We start from the raw sequence: 16,704 nt of genomic DNA, 5'->3' as shown, positions 1-16,704 counted from the left end.
GGTCAGGGCTCCTTTCCCAGCCAAGGCATCAGCGAAATATGGATGACGTCGGCGTCCTCCGTGTCGCCGGCCAGCGCTCTGATAGCCCTGTCGACCTGATTGAGCGGGAATCTGTGCGTAGACAGCCGCTCCAGCGGGAACCTGCGCGACGCAAGCTGTTCGAGCGCGAGCTCACACGCGCGGTAACTATGGCCGCGTGCGCTCTTGATAGTGATGGCCTTCTCGGTGAGCTTCTTCACCGGGAAATCGGGGAACGCGGAGAGTTCACCCTGAATCAGCAACGTGCCCTCACGGCGTTTCAAGGCGTCGATGCCAAGCAAAACCGGTGCAACACCAGCCCGCGAAGTGCAGTCGAGCACGAAGTCGACGCCACGGCCGTCAGTCAGATCCATGATCCGGTCGTAAGGAGCTTCGGCGTCAATGTCGATCACTTCGTCCGCGCCGAGTTGCAGCGCGAGGTCCAGGCGAGCTTTGTCCCGCGTTGCGCCCGTAACGATGATCTGGGACGCGCCGGCTTGCTTGCAAGCCACGACTTGCGACAGTCCCTGCTGGCCCGGTCCTTGAATCAGGACAGTGTCGGCGTATCCAACACCTGCGGCGATCAGTGCCCACTCGATGCCGTTCGACAAGGGAGTTACGAGACCGGCCAGTTCAGCATCGACACTGTCGGGCACCTTGTGTACCACAGCATTCCAGGGCAAGTACATGTATTCCGAGAAGCCACCCCACAGCGTTCCGGGGTTGTTGGCTGAGGTGTAACCGTACCTGCGCGCGTCGGCGTTAGTGCGCCAGTCGGTTGCCTCGCAGTGTCGGTATTCGCCGATACGGCACCATTCACACTTGTAGCAACCAACGTAATGCTCGACGAAGATTCGATCGCCTTCACCCACGCCATGCAACCGGGTGAATTTCTCCCCGACCGCGGCAATGGTGCCGACGTTCTCGTGCCCCATGATCACCGGTTCGTCGAACGGCGGTTTGGAGTACATCTTGACATCCGTGCCGCAGATCCCTGCGACCTCGACCTTCAGAAGCGCGGAATCATCGGACAGTTCGGGCCAAGGCAACTCCCGCAACTCGGTCGTGTTCGGCGCCGTGCGTACAGCAGCCAGTACGCGCTCGACCAACTCATCCCTCGCAATCACTATGGCACAATGGTAATGCCAATTTACCATTTCGAAGTACTGCTCACCAGGGTCGCCATGAGTCTCATGGCCCGCAGCGGCTATGGCACAATGGTCATGCCAATTTACCAAGCGCTGCCCGCCCCACCAGAACCGGAGACCGATGCCTGACAGCCGCCGCGTGCTGACCACGCTGACGCGCTCTCAAGGAGCCAACCAGGCACTCAAGGAGGGCTTGGTATTTCCTGCAGGTTTTCAGCTGCAGTTCCAGGAACTACCCTCGTTGGTCAAGGGGTTCCGCCGAATGGTTCGCCACCTGGAGTTCGACGTCAGCGAGATGGCGCTTACGACGTACCTGACGGCACGCGAACACGGTGTCGCCTTCACCGCCTTACCGATCTTCCTCGTGCGGGGGTTCCACCACGGGGCCATCCTGTACAACCGCCACTCGACGATCCGGCACCCGAAGGACCTCGAAGGTCGGCGGGTCGGGGTCAATCGGGGGTACACCGTTACCACCGGTGTGTGGGCCCGCGGCATTCTCGCCTCCGAATACGACGTCGACCTCGATCGCGTGACGTGGCTGTTATCGGGCGACGAACACGTGGAGTCGTACGTCCCACCGCCCAACGTGGTCTCCGTCGGCCCCGGCGCAGACCTGGCCGATATGTTGATCGCAGGCGAAATCGACGCGGTCATCGGGGTCGACGTCGACCATCCTGATGTGGCACCGTTGATCCCCGACCCCCGCGGGGCCGCAATCAGCGCGTTGCGTGATCGTGCGTTCTACCCCATCAACCACGTCATCGTCCTCAAGGACGAAGTGCTGCAGCGCTACCCGGACGCGGCGGCTGCGGTATACACCGCTTTCAGCGAAGCCAAGGAGCGCTATGTCGCTCAGCTCGCCAGCGGACAGGTGGCCAACTCAGCCGATCGGATGTACGCAGAAGTGATGAAGACGACGGGCGCGGACCCGCTGCCCTATGGTGTCGAGCTCAACCGGCCGATAATCGAGCAATTAGTGAAGTTCGCACTGGGGCAACACATATTGACCCGACAGATCAAGGTCGACGACGTCTTCGTCTAACATTCCCGGGTAAGGGGCGGATCAGTTCGCGGAGCGAAACCGAGACATCGCGAGCATCCTCTGCCCGGATTGTGGATTCTTGGGTGAGCGCCTTACGTACCACCATGTAGTCACTCGGCGCGTTGACGGAGGCGACCGCCATCAAATCGTCGTCACGGTAATAGAGCACGGAGAATGACTCGCGTTCAGGAACGCCGCGAACCACATAGTAGTCGTGCCCCGTCCACAGGCCGGCGATCTGAAGCTTGAGATCGAACTGATCGGACCAGAACCACGGCACCGGAAGCTCCGACTCCGCTCTGCCCGCCAATGTCGAAGCAGCCGCTCTGGCCTGATTTATGGCGTTTTGAACCGACTCCAGGCGCACTTTGCCGCTGCCCGTACGCCAATCGGGTTGGACGGTGCAATCGCCCGCCGCGACGACATTCGGATTACTGGTACGTGCGAAGCGGTCGACGACAATGCCACCGTCACAAACAGGATCCAGTTGGTGCGCAAGTTCGGTTCGTGGCACCACTCCGATGCCGATGATCACAAGATCGGCGGGAAGACTGCTGCCGTCCGACAATTCGACCCATTGCACGCGGGCATCCCGGCCGGTCAGTGCCACTACCTCCACGTTCAGACGCGTGGTGACACCGCGGCGCGCGTGTGCATCGAGGTAGAAGTCGGAAACCACGGGTGCAACGGCTCGGCCCATCAACCGATCGGCGGCCTCAACCAGGGTCACCGTCTTACCTTGAGCGCGCGCGACCGCCGCGGCTTCGAGTCCTATGAACCCGCCGCCGACCACGACGACGGATTCTGCTTCGCGCTGGAGCTAGCGCAGCTTCGCGGCATCATCCGCTGTGCGGAGGTACATCACCCCGTCGAGATTGGCACCCGGCACGGCCAGTCGTCGTGGACTGGCGCCAACGGTCAACGCCAACTTGTCGAACGACAGCGTTTCGCCTGACGCTGTGAGCGCGACTCCTGACGGCCCCTCCCCCTCGAGTTGCACCCAATCGACAAGCTCACCCGTGAGTACCGAAATGTCGCGGTTCGCCAGATACTCCTGGGCGCGGAATAGCAGCTGTTCGAAGCGGATGTCGCCCTGCAAGTAGGACTTCGACAACGGGGGCAGTTGTAAAGGCGCGTACGGTTCGTCACCAACCAATGTTATTGGTCCGCCTTCTCCTGCATCGCGAAGCGAAAGTGCCAGCTGCATTCCTGCTTGACTGGCACCGACGATTAACGTCCCTGCGCTCACCCTCACTACTCCTCGGGGATGTGAACGATCAGGCCGTCGAGCGACTCGATCATCGTGATCTGACAAGACAATCGGCTGGTCTCACGCCGCTCAGCGGCAGCACCGAGTTCGAGCAATTCATCTTCCATTTCCTCAGGCCCACCGACTTCGGCAGCGAATTCACCATCGACATAGACGTGGCAGGTGGCGCAGCTGCAGTTTCCGCCGCACTCGCCCACGATGCCGGGGACGCCATTGCGTACCGCGGCCGCCATGACCGACTCGCCGGGATCCACATCCACCACGCGGTGCGCGCCGTCAAGAGCGATGAAGACAATTTTCGGCATGCGATACTCCAGTCAGAATTAAGGCCTAACCAATATACCTTATCGTGGGATTACTATGCCGGGTAGGAGAGAGGATGCGCATCGATGTGATCCGCGGTGGAATCACGCGGGTTGATTCCTAGCCGCCACGGGGCTTCGCGCGCCGCTCGCAGCGGTTTAACTCATGACACGGGTTCTGTTGCTGATGAGGCACGGGGGAAGCGCCGCCAACACCGTGGGCGCATTCGAGGGTTGGCTCGACTGCCCATTGACCGCTCGTGGGCGCACACAGGCAGTCGACGCGGGGCGTCTCATCCGCGATACAGGTCCTACACCGACGGCCTCCATATGTCGATGCTCGACAGGGCGATCGAGACCGCGCGAATCAGTGCAGCTGCCGCAGACGCAGACGCAGACGCAGACGCAGACGCAGAGAAATAGAACTCTCGACGAACCTGGCGACTCAACGGACGTCACTATGGCGCTTTGCAGGGCCGGACCCGCCGGGACGTCGAGATGGAGTTCGGCACCGGATTGCTCACGCGAAGGCGTCGTTCCTACGACTTTGCACCGCCACCGATCTCCGCGGATGCCGGTCACATGAGTTGTCGCACATGGCAATTCATTGTGACTGCTTCGTATGCTCGTGAAACGGATGACGTTCGCGCAGGTACGTGCCTGGTCATACCGACCGGAGCGCCACTTCGTTACGACCTCGACAATAAGTTGGCGCCACTAATACGAGGAGGCGTCTACCTCTGAGCACGCCACGCAACGCCGGTGCTCAAGGGGCGGACGGGCGCCATACCGGCGGGCGCCCTTGGCCTTATCATTGGTCCATGGCTGCATCCAAGAGTCCCTCGGCGACCCCACCGATGGCTGATCCTATGTTCAGCCGGGTCAGCCCGGGCCGGGCCTCGGAGATGATCGTCGATCAGATTCGTGTGTTGATTCGGGAAGGTCAGCTGCGGCCCGGCGACCGCCTGCCTGCCGAACGTGAACTCTGTGAGAAGTTTGGGGTGAGCCGGGTTACGGTGCGCGAGGCACTGCGTGGCCTGGAGGCGAATGGCATGGTGCGCATCAAGGTCGGCGCCCGCGGCGGCGCGTTCGTGACGGCGCCGACGAGCAAACGTGTCGGTGAAGGTATCGAGGATCTGCTCAGCTTATCGGGCCTGACCGACAAGGAGGTGACCGAAGCGCGGCAAGTCTTCGAGATCGGAATAATCCCGCTCGTGTGCGAGCGTGCGACAGAACAGGACATCGACGAACTGACAGAGATTTGCGACCGGGGCGACGCGGCTTTGAAAGAAGGTTTCTATCCGATGGAACTGTCGGCGGAGTTCCATACACGCGTCGCGCAGGCCAGCCATAACAAGGCAATCGCGATGCTGGCCGAATCTTTTCACGGACCCACCTTGCTCTCGATGCGCCACGTCCAGCAGTCACACCCGGAGATGGGTATCCGAGGCATCCGAGAGCACCGCCAGTTTGTGGCGGCGATCAAGAAGCGCGATGTCGACAAAGCGACGTCCGTGATGCGTACCCATATCGGCCGAACGGCAAAGCACGTCTCAAAGGGCGACTGACTCCAGGAAATCCATCACCCGCGCCGGTGCAGTTTCGGCGGTCTGGGCCGCGACCGAAACGTCCCAATACTCGTTGACGGGAAGACACTCCTGTAGATAACGCGCGGCCGACGGCACATGCGATGCATCTTCACCCGGCACGATGAGCGCGGGCACGTCCGACACCAGTAGGTCATCGGGTTCAGGGCCAGGCACGGTGTCGCGGTCGAACAACAGAGCGCCCATCGCCGCGACTGTGATCTGGTACTGGGGGCTGCCGAGATCACGGTACTCCGCGGCGAAATCAGGATCGGAGCGCAAAACGCTGACCCACGGGCCCAGTCTGGCGTCTGAGGAAAAGTCGCCGTCGGTCGTGGCCGCAAGGTCGGCAACACCGGCCAGCCCGTGCTCCGCGGCATACGCAAGGTGGGTGCGGAACCGTTCGAGCTGCTTTCGTCGGTACCGTACGCCGCCGGCCGGCGAATACAGCACCATCCCCGCAACGCGCTCGCGATGAGTGCTCGCCGTGCACGCCGCGATCGAACAACCAACGCAGGCACCCATGACGTGCACTCGGCCCAGCCCGAGGTGGTCCAACAGGCCGACACCCTGTCTCACGTAATCAGACCATGAGACGCGCTCGACCCGCCCGCCAGACTCGCCGGCCTCACGCTTGTCGAACGTGATGCATTGGAACCGCTCTTGCAACTGTGACAGCATCCGCGTCCGACGATAGAGACCGAGCTTCTCCCACGCGTCCATGGAGGCGCCGAAGCCGCCAGGCGAGAACATCAGTAGCGGCGGACCCGAACCCTCTACCGCGTAACGGGTTTCAATGCCATCGATCTTCGCCGAAGACATGCTCAACGTCGAGGACCTCCCTTGATCTGGCGAGTAGCCCGCACGTCATCTGCATACGCCGTGATGGCGTCGAAAGCGATCCGGGCGACGTTGGCATAGGTGTCCGGTGGGCTGTCGAGACCATCGGCGCTGTAACCGATGGCAGCCGTGGCCATCCGGATCCGGCCATCCAGCCACGGGCCGCCACCGAATCCACCGAGCACCGGGATGGGCACCGCCTCGGCCACTGCCGCTCCAACGACGGGTCCCGAATTCGTGAAGTTCAGCAACACCGCGCCCGCATCAGCGAGACGACGGGCCTCGCGCACCATCTCATCGAGAAGTTCGTCTGGAACCGCATCCTCGGCGCTCGGCGTGGCGCTATACGTGACACCGTATTTGAGGGAAGTCTGCGGGGTGATCCCGAACTGAGCGAACACGGGAATCCCTGCACGCGTCACCGCGGTCACGGCATCTAGGTGGTCGGATGCCCCGTCGAGTTTCACCATGTCGATGCCGGCTTGCTTGGCGAGGCGAATTGCGGCCCGCACCGCACTCTTTCGCCCATCCTGCAGCGGACCAAACGGGAAATCGCAGGACAGTAGGGCGCGCTGAACACCTCGGCGCACTGCCTGACACACCACGACCATCTGATCCATGGTTATTTCAAGCGGATTCGGCTGACCCCACAGGTTGATTCCCACGGTGTCACCCACCGACACCAAGTCGACGCCGGCACGATCGACTATCCGTGCCATCTGGTAGTCCCACGCCACGACACCGACGATCTTCTGCCCACGCAGTTTCATGTCCAGCAGGTCAGTGAGTTTCACCTTCGTGCCCACGACGGATCCCTTCAGGCTCGCAACGCTGTGAGCAGATCCGAGATGTCCTCTTCGTGACCGCTGACGACGAGTACGCGCGCATGAGGCCGCAGCACGGCCACCGTCTGACTCGCCGCGGCGCCTTCCCCGACGACGACACCGGCGGTCGTGATGGCGCGACTCGTGCTCACCGCACCGATGATGCTTGCTGCAGCGGCATCCGCATCGGTGGTAGCGACCATGACGACCACATCGGCTTCGGCGAATTCCTCCGCAAGACTGGAGACGGCACCGTCGATGTCGAGCAGCGAAACCGAATCCCGCTCCCCCGCATTCCCTTTATGTTCGGCTACCGACAGGTAGCGTGAATGTCCCCACGGCTGAGGTGAAAGCCGCTCGATGATAGCCCGTGCACCGCCGTCGAGCGCAATGACGCGCGCGCCCTCCCGTCCGGCGATCGGACGGCTGATCCGGTATCGCATCTCGGCGGCAGATGTCGCCCGCGCACAACTACTCCCGAGAGTCGGCTGGAGTGCACTGGTCATACCGATGTCTGCCGCACGCCTTCGCGCACCTTGAGATCTTCTCGGCACGCCTCGCTGAACGATGCGTCACGCGAGAGTACGACGGCGGCAGACCGAACACGATGATGTTCAGGGTCAACACCTGGAGGAGTCACACCTTTGTCGCGCAATGCTTCAGCAGCCCGCTTCAACTTCTGCCGCGCCTTGATGATGCCGCTGTCGGCGGACACCAACCGCTCCTTGGTCCGATCGACGATCGGCCCCATACTCTCCTGCAGCGACGAGTCCTGGATTGCGATGCCCCGCACGCCCGAGTATGTGTCGCCGCGCTCCTGCGCCGCACGATCCATAAGATAGTCGTTGTCCTTGTTCGCCTGCGGGCGGTACGTCCCAGGGATGTTCGCACTGTGTACCCCGTGCCCGTCCTTCATCGCCTGAACCTCCTGCGAAGTCAAGGGTCTCACAGGGTGGTAGTCAAACGAGTACGCCCAACAGTTCTCATCGTCGATGGGAATCCAGAAGTGGCCGTGGACGGGATGATCCCCTCGTGGCGGCACCATCGTGAAGCACGGCATCACCCAGGGCGTGATACGCCAGTAGTAATTGTCGGCGTCTGCGTTGCGGCGGGCGCCAACGAACAATCCGCCCTCGGAGTCCGCGATCTCGAAGAACGGCTTGAGGTCCGCCATGTTGTACTCGTTACCCTTGCTGCCCTTGAACAGCGGGTCGGACTTCAACCCGCCGGAATGCAGGAACGACACATGGCTGGAATCGATGCCGCCCTCGAAGGCTTGTAGCCAGTTGCATTCCTGCCATCGTTTGGACGTGAAGGTCTGATCGGCCGGCACGAGAGCAAATTCGAATTCCGGCAACGGCGGCTGGTTCGCGGAGTCGCCCATGTAGGTCCACAGCACGTCCCCAATCTTGATCAGCGGGTAGGACGCAAGTTTGACGCGCGCGCAGAACGTGGACCCCTCAGGCTCGGACGGCACCTCGACGGCTTGTCCCGTGACGTCGTACTTCCAGCCATGGTAGGGGCATCGCAGACCACCCTCTTCGTTGCGGCCAAACCACAGTGATGCCCCGCGGTGCGCGCAGAACTCATCGATCAAACCAAAGTTGCCATTGCTGTCTCGGAAAGCGATCATTCGCTCGCTCAGCAGCTTTACGCGTACCGGCGGGCAATCGTCCTCCGGCAGTTCCTCGGCAAGCAAGGCTGGAATCCAGTACTGGCGGAACAACTCACCCATCGGCGTCCCCGGCCCGGTCCTGGTCAAAAGCTCGTTGATCTCTGCGCGTAGCACCGTTACCTCAGCTAGTTCTTTCCCACCCATCCGGCGGTGGCACCCAATCGCATCGACCTAATTGTAAGACCATTAGGCATTCAGGATCAAGCAGCCGCTACGCTCCAAGTCGTGGGCGGTGGTCGAAGCCCCATGCCGATGTTGCATGGGTCGTCCCCGCGACGGACTGTCGAAGACGCCTGGACCGGACTCTGCCGTCAGCGGTGTGGGTGAGCGCAGACTTGCGCCGTGGAGGGGATCATCGACGCGACTCGCTTTGTCAGGACGTCAAGGGACGTCGAGACTCACACAAAGACTCCCCCGCCATCGACGATTAGGACTTGACCGGTGATAAACCCGCTGCCGCCGCTGCACAGAAATCGCACCACGGACGCGACATCCGCGGGTAGGAGCGTCCGCTTGATCGACCGGCGATTGACCGCCTGCGCGACGTAGTCGGGATCGTTGAGTTCGTTTGTCGCCTCGTCATCCACGAGCCCCGGGGCGACTGCGTTGACGGTGATTCCGCGCGCGCCCAACTCTCGGGCCGCCGCGCGGGTGAGACCCTCGACCGCAGCCTTAGAGGCGATGTAGTGCGGAAAACCGAGCGTTCCCGTTCGCGCCGTTGTCGAGGACACGTTCACAATGCGACCGCCCTGCGGTGGCACCGCCGGCAGAATCGCTTTCATCGCTTGCCACGTACCCCGCACATTGATGCGTAGGACGTCGTCCCATTCTTGGATGGTCAACTCTTCCAAGGTCTTCTTGGCGCCAAGCGCCTTATACATCGCAGCGCAATTGACCAAGCCGTCTACTTTGCCGTAGCGCTCTACGGTGTTTTTGACCAGGTCTGCCAGCGGGTCTTCGTCGGTGACGTCGACACGGTGATAGATCACCGTCGGCCGGCCGGCCGGTGGCGCGAGGTCGGCCACCACCACGTTGGCGCCAGCGTCCACCAGATCCGCAACCACCTCATCGCCTATGCCACTGGCGCCGCCGGTTACCACGATGACGTTGCCGGCGATGCCGAACGGGTCCCGGTCAGCCACGGCAGCGGATCAGAGGCGAACGGCGGGACCGGTCGGCACCGGTAAGGTCCGTCAGGCTGGATGCGTAGCGTCGGTCACGCAGGACAACCACATATCCGAGCAGGGCCCTGTCTTCATCACCACTCGTGCCCCGCACGCAAGTCGCATATTTCATCAGTTTCTCTGTCTCCGCGATGTTTTCGACGCGTACTAGTGGTCGGCCGCGGACATCTGCTTGAGCCGATGCGCTGCAAGCGGACAGCTTCGCGCGGACTCGTCGACATGCTCACGCTCGGAGTTCTCGATCTCGTCGCGAAGCACGATGACGATCCCAGCATCATCCAAATCAAACACATCCGACGCAGCGACGACGCAGTTCGCATATCCCTGGCACCGTTCCTGGTCTGCATGGATCTTGATCAGGGCTGTCCATTGAAATTGGCGAAGTGTTTCCGGTAGGCAGAACTTAACTCTGCTAAGGTAGCAGTGGATATCTACCTGGTCAATCGAGGACGACTCTGCCCGAACCCGCGAGCATTCGGGTGCCGCGTGTGATACAGGCTCAAATGTCAACGTGGCCAACGCATGACACACTGAACCGCCCCGGCATGTCCGGAGACTTTCTGATTTGAGGACTCAGCTGGCGGCTGGCCTCGCTCGTTGAGCGTAGTAGGCAGCCTCAAGCTCGGCCGGTGGGGACGTCTCCGCAGTACTCGTAGAGCCGGCGGTGATTGAACCAGTCGACCCAGCGGGCGGTCGCCAGCTCGACGTCCTCGACGGTGCGCCAGGGCTTACCCCCTTTGATCAGTTCGGTCTTGTAGAGACCGTTGATGGTCTCGGCGAGCGCGTTGTCATATGAACTGCCGACTGCACCCACCGACGGCTGAATACCCGCCTCGGCGAGCCGTTCGGTGAACCGAATCGACGTATACTGCGATCCCCTATCCGTATGGTGGACAACATCTTTCAAATCGCGGATGCCTTCTTGTTGACGTGTCCAGATGGCCTGCTCGATCGAGTCGAGCACCATCGTGGTCGCCATCGTCGACGCCACCCGCCAGCCCAGGATCCGGCGGGCATAGGCATCGGTGACAAACGCGACGTAAGCGAACCCCGACCAGGTCGACACATAGGTCAGATCGGCCACCCAGAGCCGGTTCGGTGCGACCGGGCCGAAGCGGCGCCCGACCAGATCAGCCGCACGCACCGCCCCCGGATCAACGATCGTGGTCGGCTTCGCCTTGCCGCGCACCGCACCGCGCAGACCGAGGTCGCCCATCAGCCGCTCCACCGTGCAGCGGGCCACCCCGATACCCTCCCGGTTGAGCGCCAGCCACACCTTGCGCGCCCCGTAGACCCCGTAGTTCGCGCCGTGAACCCGGTTGATGTGGGCTTTGATTTCCTCGTCGCGGACCTCGCGGCGACTGGGCTCACGCTCGAGATGCTCGTAGTACGTCGAGGGGGCGATCTGCACGCCGAGCCCGACGAGCTCGGCGCAGATCGACTGGACACCCCAGCGCAAACCATCAGGGCCCTCGCGGCGGCCCTGATGCTCAGCGATGAATCGACAGATCAGTGGTGTGGCCGGTCCAGCTCGGCCGCGAAGAAAGCCGACGCCGTCTTCAAGATCGCGTTGGCTCGCTTAAGCTCGGCGTTCTCCCGGCGCAGCTTCTTGAGCTCGGCGGACTCTTCGGATGTCGCTCCCGGCCGGGCGCCGGCATCGACTTGGGCCTGGCGCACCCACTTGCGCACCGTCTCGGCTGTGCCGATCCCCAGTAGCCGGGCGACTTCACCCATCGCAGCCCACTCCGACTCATGCTGATCGCTGATCTCAGCGACCATGCGCACCGCCCGCTCACGAAGCTCCGGCGGATACCTCCTCGACGAACCACCTGACATGACCCCATCCTTCCCAAGAAGTGGAGTCTCCGGACATGCCGGGGCGGTTCAACCCGCTGCCGAAGGGGCTCAACCAAGGCGTGATACACGACGCGATCAGCTAGGTTCATCAATGCCGCCGGTCGCGTTGAGTACTTGCGCTTCGAGACGGGGACGCTCACGACGCGCTCAGGTTCGTACTCCCCGACTGCGAGCGAACGCTTGAGTGATTCGACGAACCGTTCGGCGACCTGACCGCCCGCCCCATCATCTGGTCGAGGCGGAAGTAGGTCGTTGCGGTTGACCTTGAGCATCGACTGGGCAAGATCCAACTGTTCGACGACCGGCGGGTAGACGCTGTACCTGTTCGGCCTCTTGCTCTTCGGCACTCATGCATCTTCACAGGAAGCGCTCGACATGTCGTGTACGACGCGTCGAGGTTGACTACCGTCGTCCAGATGGGCTCCGCAACCGACTTCCGTAGCGTCGTGCTACGAGGGCGCAACGTGGCGTCCTTCAAATTCGCTTTGGCGAAGTCGGTCTTGTCCCTGGCCGAGGTGGGGAAGACGTCAGTGTCGCTTGAAGAACTGGCGGTGCCCTTCAGCCGTGAGTTGTGCACCCACATCCGTGAGGTGGACACCCAGTCCACGTCGACCAGCAGCCGGTTCCTCGATGCCAGGATTTCTCGCTGGCGGGTGGTCAGCAGGTCTGAGTGCAGCTCGCACAGCGCGGGTGTCTGCGCACCGCCGCACGCCGCAACGAGCATGTCGGCGCGCGCCGACGCGCTGAGCGCCGATCCCCGGTGACTCCGTCGCCGGTAGGCGTTGGCCGCCTGGGCCGCGACGTCCGCGGCGGCCAGAAGATCGCCCATCCGCTCGAATTGGCGCGACGCGTCGGCCAGGCCGTCCGGATCATCGTCGGCCAGCGCCGCGGCATGTGCGGCCGCGGCGATCACACGGGGGCCGTCGACGCGCGTGCACAGCACGGACAGCCGCGGCGCGCCGGCAACATCCCCGAACCGCGTCGCCGTCTGCAGGCACACCACCTCCTGTGCGAGATGTCCCCGGCTTCTCGCTATCTCGGCTGCATTGCGACACTTCAAGACGGCGGCGGTGGTCGCTCCCGAGGCCGCCGCCGCCCATGCCTGCGCCAGCGCTACCCGCGCGTTGAGGTAGTCGAAAGTGTTGGCTTCCTCGCTCAGCCCGCGCGCTGCCGCATCAGTAGCCTGCTGATCACCGCACAGCGCCGAGGCCACCAGAAGGTCGCAGTGCGACAGGACATTTCCCAGCTTCACATTCCCGATGTCGGTGAAGGTTTTCAGGGCCTTCTCGAGCGACGCCCGCGCGGCCCGCACCCGCCCGGCGGCGAGTTCGACATGGCCGGTGAACAACGCGCTGTACGCCGTGGATGTCACCGGGATGTCGATCGTCTGATTCGACCACCTCTCGGCGAGTGTGGCGGCTTCGCACTGGTATCCCGCCAGCAGGAGCGCCTGGATATGGTGCTCGGTGAATCCGAAGACCATCGGCGCGGCCCCGACTGACCGCTCGATCAGGTGATAGCCCTGCTTGGCGGCGTCGACCGCGTCGTGTGTGCGGCCCGCGTACCCGCACGCAAGGACGAGGGCGTAGTTCGCGTTCATGGCGGTGACGTCACAGACGCGTCCGCTCAGCACCTTCTGCGCGCCGTCGATCGCCTCCGGCGCGGGTCCGGTCGCGGCACGGGTCAGGGCGCGATAGGCGTGCAGAACGGCGTGGGCTTCGGCCGGGATGCGACGCTGCGCTTCGTCGAGGACCTGTACCGCACGGTCGGTCAGACCCAACACCCAGAACAGGTTCGCCGCCCGAAACATGGCGAGAACGGCGCGTTCGCGCGCGGTGTAATGCCGGTCGGGTGCGTTCGCGAGGATCCGCTCGGCTTCGGGCGCCTGCCCGATCAGATGCAACGCGAACGCATGTAGGTAGGTGGCCTCGTACGAGTCAGAGGATTGACGCGCCGCCCCTGCAAGCTGCTCTGCGAGAACGGGATTCAGCAGTGCCATCGCGGTGCCTGCTGCTTCGGTGAACAGCGTCGGGTCGGGCGGCAGATCAGATTCCAACAGCAGCATGGCACGGTGGATCAGGTCGTGCCGGTCACGCACCGGAACGGCGGCGAGGGCCGACATGACCCGGCCGCGCAGCGCGCGGGCCCGCCCGCCGCACGTCTTCGGGCGCCGAACTTCGCCGTACAACGGGTGAGCCAGTCGCACGACAGCACGGTCGCCCTCTTGCTCGATCGCGATGAGACCGCGCGCCTGGGCCTCGTCGACCGCTGACACCCCGACCACGGTGGTGAGCACATCACAATCCAGCGGGCCGGCCACCGTCAGTACGTCGACGACATCTGTCAGCACCCCGGACAGTGCGCCCATCTGTGCCGTGACCAATTCACCCAGCTGGGAGAACCCCACCGCCTCAGCGGCCCACGACCACGTCCCGTTCTTCCTCGACAACTTCGCCTGCGCCATTTCCTGGGCGACGAGGTGACGCAGAAACAACACGTTGCCGCGGGTCAGATCCCACAGACGTTGCGCGCTGGCGGGTTCCATCGGCCCCTCCAGCGCTCGGGTGAGCAAGTGCGCGGACTCTTCCCGAGACAGCGGCGACAACTCGATGCGCTCCAGATAGCAGTCCTTCCACAGCGCGGTGATCGTTTCCGGCGCCGGTTGGCGGCTGCGCACCGTCAACAGGACTCTCGCCGATCGGCGGTGGACGAGTTGGTGCACAACCAAGGCCGACAGCTCGTCGAGCAGGTGAGCGTCGTCGACGGCCACGATCACCGGACGCCCGTTCCTGCTCACGGTCACGTTCTCGATCACACTGCGCAGCAGGACGGTCGGATTCGCGCTCGTGCCGTGCACCCATTCCGAGAACGCGCCGAGCGGCAGGGCGCCCGCGGACCGGGTGGCGACGACCGAACGCGGCTCACACCGCTGAGAAACCGCCCCGAGAACCTCGCGCACCAGACGACTCTTGCCGACCCCGGGCTCGCCAGCCAATATGAAGCCGCGGCACTCGTCGGCGCCGGTCAATCCGTCGACCATCCGCTCGAGTACCTCGGCTCGCCCGGTGAACGGCCAGTCGGTCCCCACATCCGAAGCGTAAATTTAGACCCCGGGCCGTTTCGGAGAATCGGCGCAAATATTCGCTGACGCTCGCACTCAAACATGTTGCCAACGAAACTTTCTCGTCGGACTGCCGGCGGCCGGCTGCACCATTTCCGCCGTGATGCGGCTGATCTCGTCCGCGCCGTGGCCGGCTGCGACGGCCGCGTCGACGTAGCCCGAGAACGCTTCCAGCGCACCGGCGTCGACACCAGCGTCGCGGGACGCGTTGACCAGATGCCGCACCGACGCGGCCGTCGAGGAGACCGGCGCACTGGCGTCATCGTGGCGGTCTTCTTCGATGCGTTCGGCGATCTCGATGAATACCGGGGCCAGGATGTCGACGATGCCGAGCGCGTGCGGCAGCAGTTCCCGCGGCGCGATCCCGTTGGCGGCGGCCATCATCAGCGCGTGCTCGAACCCGCTGACCGCGGTCCAGAACAGATCGAGAAGCGACATGTCGAACGCTGCGGCGCGGCCGGGATCCTCGCCGAGCCAGGTCGAGGTGCCCAGCGCGTCCAGCACCGGGTGGTACGTGTCGTACACCGCTTGAGGCCCGGCGAGCAGGATCCGCGCGTCAGGTGTCCCGATCGTGTCGGTGGGCGTCATGATCGCACCGTCCAGATAGCGGCCGCCGAGGCCGTCGACGAGTTCGGCGGTCTGTCGCGCCCGGTCCGGGGTGTCGGAGCTCAGCCCGATCACCGTGGCGCCGGCCAGTGCCCGGCCCGCAGTCTCGAGCACCGCGTCGACGACGTCGTGGTCGACGACGTTGATCAGCGTGACGCCGCCGGCGGCGACGGCTTCGGCCGGGCTCGGCGCCCAGATCGCCCCGCGCGCGAGCATCTCGCGGGCGTTGGCCTCGGTGCGGTTCCACACCGTGGTGCGGTATCCGGCGTCGAGCAGGGCGGCGGTCAGCGCGCGGCCCATCGGCCCCTGCCCCAGCACGGTGACGGCGGTCATGCCGCGGCCCCCCTGAGGCTTTCGATGACCCGGGCGAAGCCGTGCGCGCCGTGGCCCGCGTCGATCTGCCGGTGGATCAGCCGCTGGACGACGTCGACCAGTTCGGTGCTCACGCCGTGGGCGCGGCTGGCGGCGACGATGTCGCTGACGTCGGAGAACTCCAGGCTCTGCTGGCCGGGAATCGCATAGTCCCCGCCGTCGATGACGTCGGCGTATTCGATGACGGCGGGCGCCATCGCACGCAGCCAGTCGGCCGCCCGCACCGCGAACTCCTTGGCGGGCACACCGGCGGCGCCGACCATCGCCGCGCCGTGGAAGAACCCGGCGAACATGACGTACATGCCTGCGAGCAGGGCCAGGTCGTATAGCGACGCCATCCCGGCGTCGGTGCCGAAATGCTCGGCACAGCCCCATGTTTCGAGCAGTGGACGGTTCTGGTCGAAGATCTGCTGCGATCCGCTGTAGAGAACCTTCGAGGCCGCGGTGCCGATCATCGACGGTATCGCCATGATCCCGCCGTCGAGGTAGTCGGCGCCGTGGCGAGCGGCCCAGTGCGCGAGTTCGCGGGCCCCGTCCGGCGAGGTGGTGGTCAGGTTGATCACCTGGCGGCCGGCGAGCCGGTCGACGACGGGATCGAGCACGTCGTGCACTGAGCGGTGGTCGAAGAGGCAGACGATCAGCACCTCGGATGCCTCGATGGCGTCGGCCAGCGAGGCGGCGAGATCCGCGCCGTGGTCGACGAGAGCCGTTGTCTTGGAGTGGCTTCGGTTCCACACGGTGACGCGGTGACCGGCTGCCAGCGAGGTGCGGGCCAGCGTCGAACCCATGTCTCCGAGGCCGATGAAGGTTGTCATGGCACCATCGTCGGAGTGGTGCGCACTCGCCGACAAGTACC

At 63.9% G+C, this 16,704-nt stretch carries 16 protein-coding genes and 2 pseudogenes; 3 read left to right on the top strand and 15 right to left on the bottom strand.

Features of this window, described 5'->3' with window-relative positions; genetic code table 11:
• Positions 1-2: 2 nt before the first annotated feature.
• Positions 3-1,316: a zinc-dependent alcohol dehydrogenase gene (locus BLW81_RS08255; protein WP_235632221.1), complete on the bottom strand. Its 1,314-nt coding sequence runs from the start codon at positions 1,314-1,316 to the stop codon at positions 3-5.
• Here BLW81_RS08255 and BLW81_RS08250 point away from each other — a divergent pair.
• A complete protein-coding gene (locus BLW81_RS08250) occupies positions 1,306-2,211 on the top strand; it encodes a substrate-binding domain-containing protein (RefSeq protein WP_235632220.1) in 906 nt (301 codons plus the stop codon). The two genes, BLW81_RS08255 and BLW81_RS08250, sit on opposite strands and share 11 nt — an antisense overlap.
• Here BLW81_RS08250 and BLW81_RS30205 read toward each other — a convergent pair.
• The 4 genes and pseudogenes from BLW81_RS30205 to BLW81_RS08240 all read right to left on the bottom strand — a co-directional run bounded on the left by BLW81_RS30205 (position 2,186) and on the right by BLW81_RS08240 (position 3,786).
• Positions 2,186-2,491, bottom strand: a complete 306-nt coding sequence (locus BLW81_RS30205) for an oxidoreductase C-terminal domain-containing protein (RefSeq protein ID WP_322788832.1) — start codon at positions 2,489-2,491, stop codon at positions 2,186-2,188. The genes BLW81_RS08250 and BLW81_RS30205 overlap by 26 nt on opposite strands.
• Before the next feature lie 60 nt (positions 2,492-2,551).
• Positions 2,552-3,007: pseudogene (locus tag BLW81_RS30200) on the bottom strand (FAD-dependent oxidoreductase); the annotation flags it as partial.
• 24 nt (positions 3,008-3,031) lie between these two features.
• Positions 3,032-3,460, bottom strand: coding sequence for an FAD-dependent oxidoreductase (locus BLW81_RS29895; protein ID WP_235632218.1), 429 nt, complete (start codon positions 3,458-3,460; stop codon positions 3,032-3,034).
• Between the two features lie 5 nt (positions 3,461-3,465).
• On the bottom strand, positions 3,466-3,786 hold the full coding sequence (locus BLW81_RS08240; RefSeq protein WP_083406767.1) for a 2Fe-2S iron-sulfur cluster-binding protein: 321 nt from the start codon (positions 3,784-3,786) through the stop codon (positions 3,466-3,468).
• Between the two features lie 163 nt (positions 3,787-3,949).
• On the opposite strand from BLW81_RS08240, the gene BLW81_RS30260 reads away from it, so the two are divergent.
• Both BLW81_RS30260 and BLW81_RS08230 read left to right on the top strand, forming a co-directional pair.
• Positions 3,950-4,369 (top strand): histidine phosphatase family protein, encoded by a 420-nt coding sequence (locus BLW81_RS30260; RefSeq protein WP_083406766.1) that lies wholly within the window; start codon positions 3,950-3,952, stop codon positions 4,367-4,369.
• A gap of 235 nt (positions 4,370-4,604) precedes the next feature.
• A complete protein-coding gene (locus BLW81_RS08230; protein ID WP_083406765.1) occupies positions 4,605-5,351 on the top strand; it encodes a FadR/GntR family transcriptional regulator in 747 nt (248 codons plus the stop codon).
• Here the strand turns inward: BLW81_RS08230 and BLW81_RS08225 are convergent.
• The 10 genes and pseudogenes from BLW81_RS08225 to BLW81_RS08180 form a co-directional block, all read right to left on the bottom strand.
• Complete coding sequence (locus tag BLW81_RS08225; RefSeq protein ID WP_083406764.1) at positions 5,337-6,191, bottom strand: alpha/beta fold hydrolase; 855 nt, start codon at positions 6,189-6,191, stop codon at positions 5,337-5,339. The genes BLW81_RS08230 and BLW81_RS08225 overlap by 15 nt on opposite strands.
• 2 nt (positions 6,192-6,193) lie before the next feature.
• Positions 6,194-7,015, bottom strand: a complete 822-nt coding sequence (locus BLW81_RS08220) for a 3-methyl-2-oxobutanoate hydroxymethyltransferase (RefSeq protein WP_083406763.1) — start codon at positions 7,013-7,015, stop codon at positions 6,194-6,196.
• Between the two features lie 11 nt (positions 7,016-7,026).
• Positions 7,027-7,476, bottom strand: a complete 450-nt coding sequence (locus BLW81_RS08215; protein WP_235632217.1) for a 3-methyl-2-oxobutanoate hydroxymethyltransferase — start codon at positions 7,474-7,476, stop codon at positions 7,027-7,029.
• 59 nt (positions 7,477-7,535) lie between these two features.
• Entirely contained in the window at positions 7,536-8,768 is a 1,233-nt protein-coding gene (locus tag BLW81_RS08210) for an aromatic ring-hydroxylating dioxygenase subunit alpha (protein WP_235632216.1), read from the bottom strand.
• 338 nt (positions 8,769-9,106) lie between these two features.
• Positions 9,107-9,850 carry an SDR family NAD(P)-dependent oxidoreductase gene (locus BLW81_RS08205; RefSeq protein ID WP_083406761.1) on the bottom strand — a complete coding sequence of 248 codons (744 nt, stop codon included), beginning with the start codon at positions 9,848-9,850 and terminating at the stop codon, positions 9,107-9,109.
• Between the two features lie 189 nt (positions 9,851-10,039).
• On the bottom strand, positions 10,040-10,252 hold the full coding sequence (locus tag BLW81_RS08200) for a ferredoxin (protein WP_083410397.1): 213 nt from the start codon (positions 10,250-10,252) through the stop codon (positions 10,040-10,042).
• 213 nt (positions 10,253-10,465) lie between these two features.
• Positions 10,466-11,728: pseudogene (locus BLW81_RS08195) on the bottom strand (IS3 family transposase).
• A gap of 157 nt (positions 11,729-11,885) precedes the next feature.
• On the bottom strand, positions 11,886-14,837 hold the full coding sequence (locus tag BLW81_RS08190; protein WP_083406760.1) for an ATP-binding protein: 2,952 nt from the start codon (positions 14,835-14,837) through the stop codon (positions 11,886-11,888).
• A gap of 69 nt (positions 14,838-14,906) precedes the next feature.
• Positions 14,907-15,809, bottom strand: a complete 903-nt coding sequence (locus tag BLW81_RS08185; RefSeq protein WP_083406759.1) for an NAD(P)-dependent oxidoreductase — start codon at positions 15,807-15,809, stop codon at positions 14,907-14,909.
• Positions 15,806-16,663, bottom strand: coding sequence for an NAD(P)-dependent oxidoreductase (locus BLW81_RS08180; RefSeq protein WP_083406758.1), 858 nt, complete (start codon positions 16,661-16,663; stop codon positions 15,806-15,808). Before BLW81_RS08180 ends, BLW81_RS08185 begins: the two co-directional genes overlap by 4 nt.
• Between the last annotated feature and the right edge of the window lie 41 nt (positions 16,664-16,704).

It is taken from the genome of Mycolicibacterium rutilum (assembly GCF_900108565.1).
Classification (GTDB): Bacteria; Actinomycetota; Actinomycetes; order Mycobacteriales; family Mycobacteriaceae; genus Mycobacterium; species Mycobacterium rutilum.
Note: the sequence above shows the minus strand (reverse complement) of the source record. Positions and strands in the feature narration are given on the sequence as shown.

Bases quoted from the DNA above. Each gene is read 5' to 3' on its own strand.
- BLW81_RS08240 (WP_083406767.1), bottom strand. From the start codon at position 3,786: ATGCCGAAAATTGTCTTCATCGCTCTTGACGGCGCGCACCGCGTGGTG.
- BLW81_RS08225 (WP_083406764.1), bottom strand. From the start codon at position 6,191: ATGTCTTCGGCGAAGATCGATGGCATTGAAACCCGTTACGCGGTAGAG.
- BLW81_RS08180 (WP_083406758.1), bottom strand. From the start codon at position 16,663: ATGACAACCTTCATCGGCCTCGGAGACATGGGTTCGACGCTGGCCCGC.
- BLW81_RS08185 (WP_083406759.1), bottom strand. From the start codon at position 15,809: ATGACCGCCGTCACCGTGCTGGGGCAGGGGCCGATGGGCCGCGCGCTG.
- BLW81_RS30260 (WP_083406766.1), top strand. From the start codon at position 3,950: ATGACACGGGTTCTGTTGCTGATGAGGCACGGGGGAAGCGCCGCCAAC.
- BLW81_RS08210 (WP_235632216.1), bottom strand. From the start codon at position 8,768: ATGGGTGAGTTGTTCCGCCAGTACTGGATTCCAGCCTTGCTTGCCGAG.
- BLW81_RS08215 (WP_235632217.1), bottom strand. From the start codon at position 7,476: ATGCGATACCGGATCAGCCGTCCGATCGCCGGACGGGAGGGCGCGCGC.
- BLW81_RS08230 (WP_083406765.1), top strand. From the start codon at position 4,605: ATGGCTGCATCCAAGAGTCCCTCGGCGACCCCACCGATGGCTGATCCT.